The sequence below is a fragment of the Amycolatopsis thermoflava N1165 genome (genome assembly GCF_000473265.1).
In the GTDB taxonomy this organism is placed as follows: domain Bacteria; phylum Actinomycetota; class Actinomycetes; order Mycobacteriales; family Pseudonocardiaceae; genus Amycolatopsis_E; species Amycolatopsis_E thermoflava.
On the sequence record NZ_KI421511.1, the window covers coordinates 3,062,372 to 3,076,631 of the forward strand.

The 14,260-nt window shown below is 71.5% G+C and carries 14 protein-coding genes; 4 read left to right on the plus strand and 10 right to left on the minus strand.

The window, feature by feature from the left end; translation table 11 throughout:
- Positions 1 to 179 precede the first annotated feature (179 nt).
- From AMYTH_RS44920 to AMYTH_RS0115345, 3 genes are all read left to right on the plus strand, one after another.
- A complete protein-coding gene (locus AMYTH_RS44920; RefSeq protein WP_051362690.1) occupies positions 180 to 950 on the plus strand; it encodes a FadR/GntR family transcriptional regulator in 771 nt (256 codons plus the stop codon).
- A gap of 87 nt (positions 951 to 1,037) precedes the next feature.
- Positions 1,038 to 2,105: a 2-hydroxyacid dehydrogenase gene (locus AMYTH_RS44925; protein ID WP_051362691.1), complete on the plus strand. Its 1,068-nt coding sequence runs from the start codon at positions 1,038 to 1,040 to the stop codon at positions 2,103 to 2,105.
- Entirely contained in the window at positions 2,102 to 2,485 is a 384-nt protein-coding gene (locus AMYTH_RS0115345; RefSeq protein ID WP_027931068.1) for a carboxymuconolactone decarboxylase family protein, read from the plus strand. The genes AMYTH_RS44925 and AMYTH_RS0115345 overlap by 4 nt, the downstream gene beginning before the upstream one ends.
- A 51-nt stretch (positions 2,486 to 2,536) precedes the next feature.
- Here AMYTH_RS0115345 and AMYTH_RS0115350 read toward each other — a convergent pair whose 3' ends face one another.
- From AMYTH_RS0115350 to AMYTH_RS0115390, 9 genes are read right to left on the minus strand one after another with little or no spacing between them, the layout of a single operon-like run.
- On the minus strand, positions 2,537 to 4,201 hold the full coding sequence (locus AMYTH_RS0115350) for an AMP-binding protein (RefSeq protein WP_027931069.1): 1,665 nt from the start codon (positions 4,199 to 4,201) through the stop codon (positions 2,537 to 2,539).
- A complete protein-coding gene (locus tag AMYTH_RS0115355; protein ID WP_027931070.1) occupies positions 4,198 to 5,253 on the minus strand; it encodes an acyl-CoA dehydrogenase family protein in 1,056 nt (351 codons plus the stop codon). The genes AMYTH_RS0115350 and AMYTH_RS0115355 overlap by 4 nt, the downstream gene beginning before the upstream one ends.
- Complete coding sequence (locus AMYTH_RS0115360) at positions 5,250 to 6,026, minus strand: enoyl-CoA hydratase-related protein (protein WP_027931071.1); 777 nt, start codon at positions 6,024 to 6,026, stop codon at positions 5,250 to 5,252. The genes AMYTH_RS0115355 and AMYTH_RS0115360 overlap by 4 nt, the downstream gene beginning before the upstream one ends.
- Positions 6,027 to 6,032: 6 nt before the next feature.
- On the minus strand, positions 6,033 to 6,806 hold the full coding sequence (locus AMYTH_RS0115365) for a 3-hydroxyacyl-CoA dehydrogenase family protein (protein ID WP_027931072.1): 774 nt from the start codon (positions 6,804 to 6,806) through the stop codon (positions 6,033 to 6,035).
- Between the two features lie 10 nt (positions 6,807 to 6,816).
- Positions 6,817 to 7,695, minus strand: a complete 879-nt coding sequence (locus tag AMYTH_RS0115370) for a 3-hydroxyacyl-CoA dehydrogenase family protein (protein WP_027931073.1) — start codon at positions 7,693 to 7,695, stop codon at positions 6,817 to 6,819.
- 20 nt (positions 7,696 to 7,715) lie between these two features.
- Positions 7,716 to 8,474, minus strand: coding sequence for an SDR family NAD(P)-dependent oxidoreductase (locus AMYTH_RS0115375; protein WP_027931074.1), 759 nt, complete (start codon positions 8,472 to 8,474; stop codon positions 7,716 to 7,718).
- The gene (locus AMYTH_RS0115380; protein WP_027931075.1) at positions 8,471 to 9,694 is read right to left on the minus strand and encodes an acyl-CoA dehydrogenase family protein; all 1,224 of its coding nucleotides are present in this window, start codon (positions 9,692 to 9,694) and stop codon (positions 8,471 to 8,473) included. The genes AMYTH_RS0115375 and AMYTH_RS0115380 overlap by 4 nt, the downstream gene beginning before the upstream one ends.
- Positions 9,695 to 9,696: 2 nt before the next feature.
- Positions 9,697 to 10,488, minus strand: a complete 792-nt coding sequence (locus AMYTH_RS0115385; protein WP_027931076.1) for an enoyl-CoA hydratase/isomerase family protein — start codon at positions 10,486 to 10,488, stop codon at positions 9,697 to 9,699.
- Entirely contained in the window at positions 10,485 to 11,723 is a 1,239-nt protein-coding gene (locus AMYTH_RS0115390; protein WP_027931077.1) for a CaiB/BaiF CoA transferase family protein, read from the minus strand. Before AMYTH_RS0115390 ends, AMYTH_RS0115385 begins: the two co-directional genes overlap by 4 nt.
- Positions 11,724 to 11,894: 171 nt before the next feature.
- On the opposite strand from AMYTH_RS0115390, the gene AMYTH_RS0115395 reads away from it, so the two are divergent.
- The gene (locus AMYTH_RS0115395; protein ID WP_027931078.1) at positions 11,895 to 12,755 is read left to right on the plus strand and encodes a polysaccharide deacetylase family protein; all 861 of its coding nucleotides are present in this window, start codon (positions 11,895 to 11,897) and stop codon (positions 12,753 to 12,755) included.
- Positions 12,756 to 12,803: 48 nt separating this feature from the next.
- Here AMYTH_RS0115395 and AMYTH_RS0115400 read toward each other — a convergent pair whose 3' ends face one another.
- Positions 12,804 to 14,240, minus strand: a complete 1,437-nt coding sequence (locus tag AMYTH_RS0115400; RefSeq protein WP_027931079.1) for an MFS transporter — start codon at positions 14,238 to 14,240, stop codon at positions 12,804 to 12,806.
- Positions 14,241 to 14,260: the final 20 nt, after the last annotated feature.

Genomic DNA, 14,260 nt, shown 5'->3' on the forward strand with positions numbered 1-14,260 from the left:
TCTGTGACCAACCGTCACTATCAGTATGATATTGCCGATCTGATAATGACTGACATTTAGCAGGCCGGTCAATGTAGAGCTGATCGCACACGATCGCGCTAGCGGGCAAACTCTCGCTCGCTTGCCAAGTGCCGTACATTTGCGTTGAGCCGTGTTCACCCAGGGAAGGAAGCCGGCAGATGGAGCTCGGAGAGAAGATTCTCCGCCCGCGCGAACAGGTCGAGCAGGCGCTGAAGAAGGCGATCCTGAGCAGCAAGCTCGGCACCGGGGAACGCCTGCCGTCGGAGGCGGAACTGGCCCGGCAATTCGGCGTGAGCCGACCCACCATTCGCGAGGCGCTGTCCTCCCTGCAGATGCAGGGCCTCATCCGCCGCGTGCCCGGAGCCGGGGGAGGCAGCTTCGTCCAGCCCGTGGACCACAAGTCACTGGGCGAGGTGGTGCGCGCCTCGATGCAGAACCTCGTGCGGCTCGGCAGTGTCGACTTCGAAGAAGTGTCGATGGTGCGCCAGTACCTCGAGGTTCCGTGCGCGGCGCTGGCCGCCGAGAACCGCGGAGAGGAGGACCTCGAGGAGTTGCGCCAGGTCGTCCACGAACAGCGCACCCGGTCGGTCGACGACCCGATGATCGCCGAACTGGACGTGCGCTTCCACACGATCATCGCCCGGATGTCCGGCAACCGGGTGCTCGCCTCGCTGGTCTACGCGCTGCACCACGAGTCCGAGCCGGTGCGCTACCTCGACCTGTCACCCGAGGTCGGGCGCCACACGGTGGCCCAGCACCAACGGATCGTCCAGGCCATCGAGGACAAGGACCCGCAGGCCGCGGAAGCAGCCATCACCGAGCACCTCGCCTACCTCCGCAAGCACATCAAGGCCGCGCTCGCCGACATCCCCGCCGAGGACTCCGGGGACCGCGCGGAGCAGGGGTCGCCGGCCGGCCTGCGAGGCTGAGCCATCGAGGACACCGGATCAACGCTTGACGCTACCTGTCTAATGTCTAACAATTGACCGCAAGGTCAAAGACAGACAGGAGACGGGATGCCGGAACACACGACCGTCGTGAGCTTCCCCGAGTGGGACCACATGCTCGCGGCGGCTGCCGACGTCATGCGCGGCCCCCAGGAGGCGACCCGGCGGCGGCTGGAGCAGTTCTTCGCCCCCGAGGCGGTCGACCTGGACGCGCTCTTCACACAGGGCCGGATCCCGGACGTCGTCATCGACATGCCGGCCAAGGGCGACCCGGCGTACCGGATCGACCCCCGCAGCCGCATCCTGGTCGTCCGCCGCACCCACGTGGACCGCGCGCTCATCGACGAACTCCCGCACCTGCGCCACATCCAAAAGCTCGGCGAGCGGCGGGACACGATCGACGTCGCCGCCGCGGCGGAGCGCGGCATCACGCTCGACTTCGTGTCCCGTCCCGCGCTCGAAGCCACGGCCGACCACGCGGTGCTGCTCGTGATGGCGGCGCTGCGCGAACTGCCCCGGCTGGACGCGACCACCCGGAAGGCCACGGTCCCGGCCGGCACGTCGGCCCCCGGATCCACCGCCTACAACTGGCCAGGGGTGACGTTCGGCCGGACGCTGTCGGAGAGCACGGTCGGGATCATCGGGCTAGGCGAAGTCGGCCTGCTCGTCGCCCGGCGCCTGCGCGCCTTCGGCGCCCGGGTGCTGTGGACCTCACTGCGCGGCCGTCCACAGCGGACGGTCGACGGCCTGGAGTACCAGCCGCTCGACGACCTCCTCGCCGCGAGCGACGCGGTGAGCCTGCACATCCCGGGCACCGAGGACAACCGGCACCTGGTGGACGGCGCCTTTCTGCGCAAGATGCGCCCCGACGCGGTCCTCGTGAACGTCTCCCGCGGACTGCTGATCGACGAAGCCGCCCTCGCGGAGGCGTTGCGGCGCGACGAACTCCGTTCGGCGGCTCTCGACGTCTACGGCAGTGAACCCGTCCCGGCGGACAGCCCGCTCCTGGACGCCGAGCGCGTCATCCTGACCCCGCATGTCGCCGGCGGGCCCCGCTCGCTGATGACGCGGGAACTGCTCGACCTCAGCCGCGGCGTGCGGCAGGCGCTCACCGCCGACCGGGAGGTGGCCCGGTGAGCGAGGCGCAGGAGTACATCGACGAGCTCGCCCGGCGGCGCGGGTACGCCTTCCGGCTGCACAAGATCCTGGCCGGCGCGGACCTGGACCTGCTCAAGGCGATGGACGGAATGGTCTCCGCCGCTTACCTCGGCGAGCGGCGGCTGGACAAGCGCACCAAGGAACTGCTGTTCGTCCTGAGCCTGACGGTGATGCGCGCCCCGCACTCGCAAATCGCCACGCACGTCCGGCTGGCGCTGGCCGCGGGTGCCACCCCCGAGGAGATCCTCGAAGCCATCGAGATCGCGCTGCCGGAGGCGGGCATCGTCGCCTTCCAGCGGGGTGTCGAGGCGTGGGCCGAAGTGGTCGGCGCGCCCGAGATCGAACCGCGCGCGACATAGGAAACGGCTGTGGTGGGGCGAATTTCTGACCCCACCACAGCCGTTTCCGGGTCAGCCCAGCATTTCGCGCAGTTTGAACTTCTGGATCTTCCCGCTGGGCGTCATCGGCAGCTCACCGAGGACGACCACGCGCTCCGGCAGGTAGTGCTTGGACAGCCCCTGCCCGAGGAGGAACTCGGCGAGCGAGCTCACCGTCGGCTCCGGGCGCCCCGGCTTGACGACGAGCACCGCGCACACGCGTTCGCCCAGGCGGGCGTCGGGCACGCCGACCACCGCCGCGTTGAGCACGTCGGGATGGTCGAAGACGACCGATTCCACATCGGTCACCGGGATGTTCTCGCCGCCGCGGATGATGACGTCCTTGCTGCGGCCGCGCAGGGAAAGCCACCCGTGCTCGTCCACACTGGCCCGGTCACCGCTGCTGGACCACAGCCCCGGCCGGTAGGCCTCGGCCGTGGCGTCCGGCCGGTCGTAGTAGCCGTAGACGACACCCGGGCCGCGCATCAGCAGCTCCCCGACCTCCCCCACCGGCACCTCGGCGCCGTCCGCGTCGACGATCTTGACCGCCGAGCCTGCGAACACCGACCCGTCGGTGCGCAGGATGGCCTCCCCCGCGTCCGGTGTGCACGAGGTCAGGATGCTGCACTCGGTCATCCCCCAGGCCGGCGCGACGTAGGCGCCGAGCGCGGCCGACGCCTGCGCCGGCCGGCTGCGGGGCACCGGCGCTCCCGCGATCACCAGGCAGGTCAGCGGGCACGCCGGGTCGCCGGCCAGGTCGGTGCGCAGCATGTCCTGCAGGAACGTGGGCGCCCCGAAGAACGTGGTCACCCCCTCCTCCCGGATGATCCGCGCACCCCACTCCGGATCCCAGCGGTCGACGTGCACCCCGGTGCCGGCGAGCAACGTCGTGAAGAGGATGCCCCACTCGAAGCCGGTGTGGTGGCCGGCCGGTGACGCGACCAGCTGCACCATGGGGTCGCCGAACACGCGCGCGCCGATGTGGTTCGCCTGCTGCCGCGCCGAGTAGATCAGCGTGTTGTGGCTGTGCATCGCGCCCTTGGGCTCCCCCGTGGTCCCGGAGGTGAAGCCGAGGTAGCAGATCCGGTCGGGATCGGGTTCGGGGAAGGCCCGTGCGGGCACGTCGGCGTAGGCGGACCACAGCGACTCCCCCGGCCCCAGGCCGGAATCGTCGTCGTCCAGGAGCACGATGTGCCGCAGACCGGGGAGCTCGGCACGCAGGGCGCGCGCCATCTCGAGATGGTGGTTGCTGCGCCAGCGGCGCGGGATCACCAGCACCTTGGCCTTGCTCCGGCGCAGGATGTCGGCGGCCTGGCGGTACCCGTAGGCCACGGGGATCCCGGCGTACACCGCGCCGATCTCGTTGATGCCGAAGACGAGTTCCGGGTACTCGACCCAGTTCGGCAGCATGACGACCACGGCGTCGCCGGGTTCGACCCCCAGGTGCGCCAGCACGCTCGCGGCGTGGTGGGCGTTGTCGTCGAATTCGCGGTAGGTGCGGGTGGTCCGGGCGCCGTCGAAGCGGCGTCCGACGAGCGCGATCCGGTCGGGGTGGGCTCGCGCGGCCTCGGTCAGCAGGGAACGGACCGAGCGGTCCTCCCACCAGCCCGCGGCGCGCCAGTGCGCCGCGGTTTCGTCGTCTACCGGCGAGAACTGGCCGTCCAGCGCGGCGGACAGGGGTCTCGGGATCGTTGTCATCGCTCCTCCTTCGGCAAGGCGGTGACCGGGGAAGCACCGGTGAGCACGCGGGCGGCTGCACCGGCGGGGCCGCTGGTGTCGGCGGCCGCGCGCAGGGAGATCGCGTCGCGCAGCCGGCGTTCGGCCGGGTACTCGGCGAGGTAGCCGTACCCGCCGTGGGACTGCAGCGCCGCGGCCGCCACCTCGATCGCGGTCTCGCAGCACTCCCGGGCGATCGCGACCGCAGCCAGGTGGTCGTACGGGACGGACGTGGCGGCGGTGAGCGCGGCCGCGGCCCGGGCGGCCTGCCCGAACAGCGACATCCGGACGGCGGGGATGTCCCGGAGCGCCTTGCCGAACTGGCGGCGGACTGCGGTGTACCCGGCCGCGTCGTCGGCAGCGGCTCCGGCGATCCCGCTCGCGACAGCTGCCGCGCCCAGGTGCAACCGGCAGCGCGCGGCGGTGACATCGACACCGGTGACGTGGTGCACCGCATCGGCTCCCGCTGTCACGTCCAGCGCACTCGTGAGCGCACCCCCGAGGCCCGTGCGGCGCAGCGGGGTCGCCTTCGTCGCCGTGGGCGGGACCAGGAGCGCTTCCCGCGCGCCGGTCAGGATCAGCAGGTGCGGCGACCGCGCGGCCGCGTCCACCCGGTCCACGGACCCGGACAGGCTGTCCCCGTGCCAGGCGAGCCGGACGTGGACGCAGGCGGCGTCGACGACGGCGACGCCCGCCTCTCCGGCGTGGATGCGGCCGACCAGATCGGCGAACCGCCGGTCGCCTGCCAGGACGTCCACCGCCGCGTGGGCCTGCGCCGAGGCCCAGCCCAGCGCGGGCCACCGCCGGCCGAGCCTCTCCCACGCCACCGCCGTCGTCAGGCTCCCGGCGCCGCCGCCCCCCGCGGACTCGGGCGTGCCGAGCGTCCAGACGCCCAAGCCGGCGAGCTCCTGCACGAGGGCGGCAACCATCTCCGGGGAGTCGTCCAGTTCCACGGCGCGGTCGGCGGTGAACGCGTCCAGCATCGCCGCCAGATCTCGCTGCTCCTCGTCGAGCAGGGGTCCGCGCCAGGTCATGACCAGAAGCTCTCGGTCTTGGGCGGGCGCCGCTCGGCGAACGCGGCGCTCACCTCGTGCGCCTCCCGCGTCCGCAGGTACAGCGTCAGCTGCTGGTCGTGCGCCATCCGCGCCTGGCCGGAGACACCGTTGTGCCGCGCGGAAAAGGCGGCCTTGAGCCCGCCGATCGCGAGCGGACTGCGGGTGGCGATCTCGTGCGCGACCTCGGTGGCGCGGGGCCGCAACTGCTCGAGCGGCACGACCTCGTTGACCAGGCCCATCGCCAGCGCCTGCGCGGCGCTGTACTTGCGGTTGAGGTACCACATCTCCTTGGCCCGCTTCCGGCCGATGGTGTCCTCCAGGTACCACGAGCCGTAGCCTGCGTCGAAGCTGCCGACCATCGGGCCGACCTGCCGGAAGACGGCGTGCTCCGCGGCGATGGTCAGGTCGCACACGTTGTGCAGGACGTTCCCGCCGCCGACCGCGAAGCCGTTGACCGCGGCGATGACCGGCTTGGGAATGGTGTCGATCGCCTGGTAGACGTCGATGATCGGCAGCACCTGCGACTGGTCGAGCGAGGTGACCGGCTCGTGTTCGCCGCCGATGCAGAAGAACTTCTCGCCCGCACCGGTGAGGACCGCGGCGCGCAGCTCCCGGTCGAGGCGGAACCGCTGGAGGGCGTCGAAGAGCTCGAGGCAGGTCTGGTGGCGGAACTTGTTGCCCGCCTCCGGCCGGTTGATCTCGATGGTGAGCACCGGGCCGTCGGTGCTGGTCAGGATGTCGTCGTAGGTCATCTCCGGTCACTCCTCCTCGGTTGCCGCTCCGCCGGTGCGGAAGCCCTGTCCGGTCTTGTCGCCGAGAAACCCCGCGGCCACCATCCGGCGCAGCAGCGGCGGCGGGGCGTAGCGGCGGTCGCGGGTCGCCGCGTAGAGGGCCTCGGTCGTCCGCAGGTGGACATCCAGCCCGATCCGGTCGAGTGTCTCCAGTGGACCGGCGCGATAGCCGAGCCCGAGCCGCAGCGCGGTGTCGATGTCCTCCGCGCTGGCCAGGCCGTCATCGAATTCCTGGATGACGTCGTTGAGGTAGGGCAGTTGCAGCGCGTTGACGAGAAAGCCGGGCCGGTCCCCGACCACGACCGGCTGTTTGCCCTCGATCGATCCGGCGAAGGCGACGAGGGCCTGCACCAGGTCCTCGCCGGTCCGCAGGGCGCGCACGACTTCGACCACCCCCGGTCCGGAAACCGGGCCGACGAAGTGCAGGCCGGCCACCCGCGGCGGGTTCGGCACGCCGGCCGCCAATTCGGTCACCGACAGGGTGGCGGTGACGGTGACGATCGGTGTCCCCTCGCCGATCACATCCGCGATCTCGGCCAGCACGGCCTGCTTCACCTCGGCCTCGTCGGGCACGGCTTCCAGGACCAGGTCTGCGTCGGCCAGATCGGCCCCGGCTCCGCGGGTGCTGCCCAGGGCGATCACCTCGCGCCCGGCCGCGGTGAGCGCCTCGGCGATCCCGGAGGCCGTGGTCCCCGAGCCGATCAGGCCGATCCGCTTGAAGTCTGCTGTGGACTCGCTCATGCCGGTCTCCTCAGGACCCGAACAGCCGGGTGTCGTCGTAGGTGTAGAACCCGCGGCCGGTCTTGCGGCCCAGATCGCCCGCGGCGACCATCCGCTCGACCATCGGCGGCGGGAAGAAGCGGTCGTCGCGCAACTGCTCGTAGAGCCGGGTGGCGACCTGCTGGTGGATGTCCATCCCGACGATGTCGAGCAGCCGGAACGGTCCCATCGGGTGGCCGAGTGCGCCCGGCACGGCGGCGTCGATGGCTTCCTTGGTGGCCCATCCGGCTTCCAGCGCCCGGATGCAGGAGTTCTCCCACGGGATGAGGAAGCGGTTGACGATGAACCCGGGCCGGTCCTTGGTCACCACGGTGGTTTTGCCGAGCGAGGCGAGGAAGTCGAGCGTAGCGCGGTGCGCCCACGCGGCGGTGTGCCGTCCGTCGGCCACCTCGACGAGCTTCATCAGCGGAGCCGGGTTGCAGTAGTGGGTGCCGACGACGCGCTCCGGCCTGCGCGATCCGGCGGCGATCCCGGTCACCGACAGCGTCGAGGTGTTGGTGTGGAACAAGGTGGACTCGGCGACGATGTCGTCGAGCCTGCCGAAGGTGTCCTTCTTGAGCGCCAGGTCCTCGAACACGGCCTCGACGACCACGCCGCAGGGCGCCAGATCGGTGAGCTCGGTGGTGCCCCGCAACGCGTCCTTCGCCGTCTGGGCGGCGCCTGCGTCGAGTTTGCCGAGCCGGACGCTCTTGTCCAGGAACCCGCGCACGGTGGCAAGGCCGCGCTCGAGGTTGGCCTCGTCGATGTCGTACAGGATGGTTCGGTGCCCGGCGCGAGCCATGACGGTCGCGATCCCCGAGCCCATGGTGCCGGCGCCGAGGACGGCGACGGTCGTGCTCTTGGTGCTCACTGAAGTCTCCCGGGTGGCTGTCAGCGGACGCTCTGGCCGCCGTCGATGACGATGAACTCGCCGGTCATGAAGTCCGAGGCGCTGCCGGCGAGGAGCAGCAGCCACGGTTTGAGCTCGTCCGGGCTGCCCATCCGGCGCGCCGGGATGGCCCGCACGACGCGGGCCAGCATGTCGGGGTCGCCGTGCACGTCGGCGTTGAGGGCGGTGGCGAAGTAGCCGGGCGCGAGGGCGTTCACCTGGACGCCGTGGGGCGCCCATTCCACCGCCATGGAGCGGGTGAAGCCGAGGATCGCGGCCTTCGACGCCGAGTACGCCGCGTGCCGCGCGATGCCCTGGAGGGCGAAGTTGGACGCGATGTTGATGACCTTGCCGGACCCCTGGGCGACCAGGTGCCTGCCCACCGCGCGGGTGGCCAGGAAGGTGCCGCGCAGGTTCGTCGCGATGACCCGGTCCCATTCCTGCGCCGGCTGGTCCACCAGGGGTGAGGTGGCCACGATGCCGGAGTTGTTGACCAGGATGTCCACCCGGCCGAACGTGTCGACCGTGGCGGTGACCATGCGCTCCACCGAGGACTCGTCGGTGACGTCGGTCGGGCAGGCCAGCGCCGCGCCACCGGCGGATTTCACCTCGGCGACGAAACTGTCCAGTTCGGACTCGGTGCGGGCGGCCACCGTGACCGCCGCCCCGGCTTCGGCCAGAGCCTCCGCCATCGCCCTGCCCAGCCCGCGGCCGGCCCCGGTGACGATCGCGACCTTGCCCTCGAGACTTTCCGTTGTCACGCCGAACCCTCCATCGCGCGGGTGGTTTCGCGGCCGATGAGCAACCGCTGGATTTCGTTGGTGCCGTCGTAGATCTGGGTGACCTTGGCGTCACGCAGGCAGCGTTCGACACCGAACACCGCCAGGTCGCCGTAGGGGCCCAGGATCCGGGCGGCGTCCACCGACGCCTGGAAACCCAGGTCGGTGCAGGACTGCTTCATGATCGCGATCTGGCCGGGCGACACGCCCGGGTCGGCGTCGACCTGGCGGGCGACGGCGTGCAGCAGCAGCCTGCCCTGCAGGATCCGGCCCCGCAGACCGGCCAGCGCGAAGGAACACTCGTCCGGGAGCCGGTGACCGTGGAGCCGCGTCAGGGTCGCGAGCGTGCGGGCGTAGGCGGCGCGGGCCAGCCCGACGCCCTGTGCGGCTGCACTGATGCGCGACTTGACGACCGAGCTCATCACCACCGACCAGCCGCCGCCCACCTCGCCCAGTAGGTTCTCCCGGGGCACCGCGACGTGGTCGAAGAACAGCTCGGCCGTGCTGGAGCCGTGCATGCCCATCTTGTGCAGCGGCGCGCCCCGGGTCAGGCCGGCCCAGCCGCCCTCGAGGACGAACGCCGTCACGCCCGCGCGGCCGAGCGTCCGGTCGACGGTGGCGAAGCAGATGATCACGTCGGCCTTGTCCCCGGTGGTGATGAACGTCTTCTGACCGCTCAGCGACCAGCCGTCCGCGACCGGGGTGGCGGTCGTCGTCAGGCTCGCGACGTCCGAACCGGCGTCCGGTTCGGTGATGGCGAGCGAGCCGTAGCGCGAACCGTCGAGCAGCCCGGGGATGTAGCGCCGCTGCAGCTCTTCGGTGCCCGCCAGCAGCAGCGGGTAGGCGGCGTGCGTCTGCGTCATGAACACGAGGCTGGTCGCCGCACAGCCCGCGGTGACCTCCTCCATCGCCACGGCGTAGGCGACGGTCGTGTCCGCCGTGCCGCCAAGGTGCTCGGGGAAGAGCAGCCCGCAGAGCCCCGCCCTGGCCAGCGCCCGCACGCTGTCGTGGGCGAAGGTGTGGGTGGCGTCCAGTGTCGCCGCGCGCGGGGCGACCTCGGCGGCCACCACCTGGCGGGTGCGGGCGCGGACGTCGAGTTCCCGCGGGGTCAGTGACGCGTCGGCGGCCGGCTCGTCGAGCAGCGCGTGAAGCCGTTGGTACGCCTCGGCGTCGATGTCGATGTCGAGTGGTTCGGCCGGCATCCTCAGTCCTCCGGGTTCGGGAACACGGGGGTCCGGCGTTCGGCGAACGCGGCGACCCCTTCGGTGGACTCGGCGCTCACGATCGCCCGCGCCGCGAGCTCGGTCTCGGTGGACAACCCCTCGTCCAGCGGCAGGTCCCGCGCCGCCTCCACGGCACGCAGGATGGCGCGGACGGCGAGCGGCCCCCGCGAGGCGATCGTTCCGGCGATCGAGGCGGCCGTGGGCAGCAGCTCATCCGGCGCCACGGGCGGCACCGGCGTGAGGCCCAGTGCGTGGGCACGGTCGGCGGACAGCCGAGTGCCGGTCAGCATCAGATGCGCGGCGACCCGTTGCCCGACGGCGCGGGGAAGCCGCTGAGTGCCGCCGTAACCGGGGATCAGGCCAAGGCCCGACTCGGGCAGCCCGAGCGACGCCCGGGTGGACAGCACCGCGAACGTCGACGCCAGGACCAGTTCGAACCCGCCGCCCAGCGCGAGACCGTTGACGGCGGCGATCACGGGAACCGGCGCCCGCTCGATCTCCCGCAGCGCCGCCTGTCCCCGCGCCATCAGCTCCCGGGCCCGCGCGAGGTCCGCCCCCAGGGCCGTGATCTCGTTCAGGTCGGCGCCGGCGCTGAACGCCTTCTGTCCGCAGCCGGTGATCACCACCGCGCGGACTGCCGGGTCGCCTGCCGCCTCGGCCACGCACCGCCGCAGGTCCTCGAGGAGTTCACCGGTCAGGGCGTTCAACGCGGCCGGGCGGTGGATCGTGAGCGTCACCGTCGCGTCCGTGCGTTCGACGAGCAGGTCGCTCATGAGGCCGCCGCCTCACCACCGGCGTCCACGGGTTCCGCGGCTTCGGCGATGACGCCTGTGCATCTCATCCGGGTGATCTCCTCTTCGTTGTAGCCCAAGCCGAGCAGGACCTGACGGGTGTGCTCGCCCAGCGCCGGGAACCGTTCGTTCCGCGCCGCGGTCGACGACAGCCGGAACGGGCTGCGCACCGTGACGAGCCCGTCCCCGGAACCGGGGACCGGGAGCACCGCCCCGCGGGCCACCACCTGCGGGTCCTTGACCACTTCGGACAGTGTGTGGACGATCGCGACCGGCACCCCGGCCTCGCCGAGGATGCGCAGCCAGTCGGCGGCGGGGCGCGTCGCCAGGCGTCCGGCGACGGCCTCGGTCACGCGCGCCCGTTGCTCGCGCCTGCCCGCGTTGTGGGCCAGCGCGGGATCTGCGGCCAGCTCCGGCAGGTCGAGCGCGGCGCAGAGCCGTTGCCACATCGCGTCGTTCCCGACTGCCACGACCATCGTCCGGTCCGCGGTTTCGAAGGGCTGGTAGACCGCGAGCACGGAATCGGTGCCACCACTGGGCGCCGGCTCAGGTTCGCCGGCGTGGAACGCCGCGATCCTGGGCGCCATCAACGCGAGGTCCGCGTCGAGCAGGGACACGTCGATGATCTCCCCCGCGCCGCTGACCCGTTGGCGGACCAGCGCCGCGTTGACCGCGATGGCCGCGCACATCCCGGTGACCACATCGGACAGTGCGGTGGAGACGCGCTGCGGGCTGCGCCCGGACTCCCCCGTCACCGACATCAGGCCGGAACGCGCCTGGGCGACCAGGTCGTAGCCCGGGAGGCCGCTGTCGGGACCGTCCGATCCGAACCCGGACATCGCGCAGTAGACGAGCCGCGGATTGCGCGATCGCAGGCGCTCGCCGTCGATGCCGAGGCCGTGCACCTTGGCCGGGTTGACGTTGTGCAGGAACACGTCGGCGGTGTCGAGCAGCCGCAGCAGCACATCCCGCCCCTCCGGGGCACGGATGTCGAGCACGACGGACTTCTTGTTGCGGTTGGCCGAGGCGAACCAGGCCGACTCGCCGTCCACGAAGGGCGGTCCCCAGGCCCGTGCGTCGTCCCCGGTTCCCGGGCGCTCGACCTTGATGACCGTGGCGCCGAGGTCACCCAGGTACATGGCGGCCGTCGGGCCGGCGTAGGACGTGGTCATGTCCACCACGCGGACACCCTCAAGCGGTCCGAGCGCGACCGGCATCGGCTTCCCCTCCCGTCACTTCCGCGTGACACTGTCCTCCAGCGGAGAACTGCAGACTAACAGCAAGTCTGCACATTGCTCAACGTCTGACATTTAGCTTCCTGAAGCGACCACGGTCACACTTCGCCCGGTTTGACCTTCACACTGGTGGCAACGTTGCACCCTGGCCGCATGAGCCTGGAACTCTTCGACTACCAGCCGATCACCGAGCGGGAGCCGATCGCCTGGCCGAACGGGGCCCGCCTGGCGTTCTACGTCGGTCTCAACATCGAGCACTTCCACGTCGACAAGCCGTCCACCAGCATCTGGGCGTCCACGAACACGCTGGTGCCCGACGCGCTCAACTACGGGTGGCGCGACTACGGCCTGCGCGTCGGCATCTGGCGGGTGATCGACATCCTGGACCGGCACGGGATCCGCGCGTCGGCGCTGCTCAACTCCGAGGTCGCGCGGCACTACCCGCAGGTGATCGAGGCCGGCCGGGCCCGTGACTGGGCCTGGCTCGTGCACGGCCAGACCAACTCGCGCCTGCACGCGAACCTCGGCGAAGACGAGGAACGCGAGATCCTCACCGACGCGGTCACCACCATCGAGAAGGCGACCGGGCAGCGGCCGAAGGGCTGGATGGGCCCCGGCCTCACCGAAACCTTCGAGACGCCACGGCTGCTCGCCGAACTCGGCCTGAGCTACGTGCTCGACTGGACCAACGACGACCAGCCGTACCGGCTGAACGTGCCCGGCATGCTGAGCGTGCCCTACACCGTCGAGGTCAACGACCTGCTGATGTTCATCACCCGGGGGTTCACCGGCCCCGAGGTGCTGCAGATCGTCAAGGACCAGTTCGACCAGCTCTACGCCGACTCCGCGACCGGCGGCCGCGTCATGGCGCTCCCGCTGCACCCGTTCGTCATCGGCCAGCCGTTCCGCGCCCGCTACCTCGACGAGGCGCTGGCCTACATCGCGAGCCACGACGACGTCTGGCTCACCACCAGCGACGAGATCGCCGAGCACTACGCGCGCACGACCGCCTGAGGCGGCGGGAGCCCGGGCAGGGCGGTGACCCCGCCCTGCCCGGGGCGTTCACGCCGCGGCGACCGGCTCGGCCGGGGCGGCGGCGGGTTTGCGCGCCAGTGCGAGGCTGACGAGCAGCCCGAGCACCATCCCGGCGGCGGTCAGCAGCACGACCAGGAACTCTCCGTCCGCGGTGGCGGCGCGCAGGTCCTCGCCGGTCTTGCCGCCGGTGCCGAGGTCCGCGAGCGCGGTGAACACGGCGAGGCCGATCGCGTTGCCGATGTTCAGTGCCGTGGACGCGATGCCGTTCGCGACGCCCTGTTCGGCCGCCGCGGTGCCGGTGGCGGCGGCGATCCACATCGCCGTCCACACCACACCCTGGCCGACGCCGGACACCACCAGCCCGGGCACCAGCAGCCCGTACCCGGCTCCGGCGTCGAACCCGATCGCCATGACCGCCGTGCCCACCACGCCGACCGCGAAGCCGCCGACGAGCGTGGTGCGCAGGCCGATCCGCGTGGTCAGCCGCTCGCCGAGCTGGGTGCCGGTCGCGATCGCCAGCGACGGGACCAGGAACGCGAGCCCGGTCTGCAGCGCGCTGTAACCGTGCACGCTCTGCATGAGGACGGTCAGGAAGTACGGCAGCACGCCGAACGTGGCCATGTAGATGAACGTGACGCTCATGCCGATCGTCAGGCTGCGGTTGCCGAACAACCGGAACGGCATGAGCGGATCCGCGCTGCGCCGCTCGATGACCGCGAACGCCACCAGCAGCACCGCGGACAACGCGAACGCGCCGAGCACCAGCCCGCTCCCCCAGCCCTGCTCGGGGCCCTGCACCAGCGCGAACACGAGCAGCGTCGCGCCCCCGGTGACGGTCAGCGAGCCGGGCATGTCGAAGCGCCGCCGCGGCCCGCGCGCCGGGTCGCGCGGAATCACCGCGAGCGCGGCCAGCGCCACGAGACCGGCCAGCGGCACGTTGACGTAGAAGACGGCAGGCCAGCCGAAGTTCTCGGTGAGCACACCGCCGAGCAGCGCGCCGATGGTCAGCCCGCTGGCGCCCGCGCCACCCCAGACGGCCAGCGCGCGGTTGCGTTTCGGCCCCTCCGGGAACAGCGTGTTGATCAGGGACAGCGTGGACGGCAGCAGCAGCGCGCCGCCGATCCCCTGCACGGCCCTGGCGACGATGATCGTGGCGGGGGTCGGCGCCAGCCCGCCGGCCAGCGACGAGACCGCGTAGAGGGCCAGTGCCAGCACGAAGACGCGGCGCCGCCCGAGCAGGTCGGCGGCCCGGCCGCCGAGGAGCAGGAACCCGCCGGCGAACACGACGTAGGCGCTCACCACCAGCTGCTGGGTCTGACCGGGGAAGCCCAGATCGGCGCCGATTTCGGGCAGGGCGACGAACACGATGTTGAGGTCCAGCGAGTAGATCAGCTGCGCGAGCGCGAGCAGGGGCAGCACCCAGCCCAGCCGCGGCCCGGCGGCCTGTCTCGGAAGAGCGGACATGCGGAAGCACACCTTCCAGG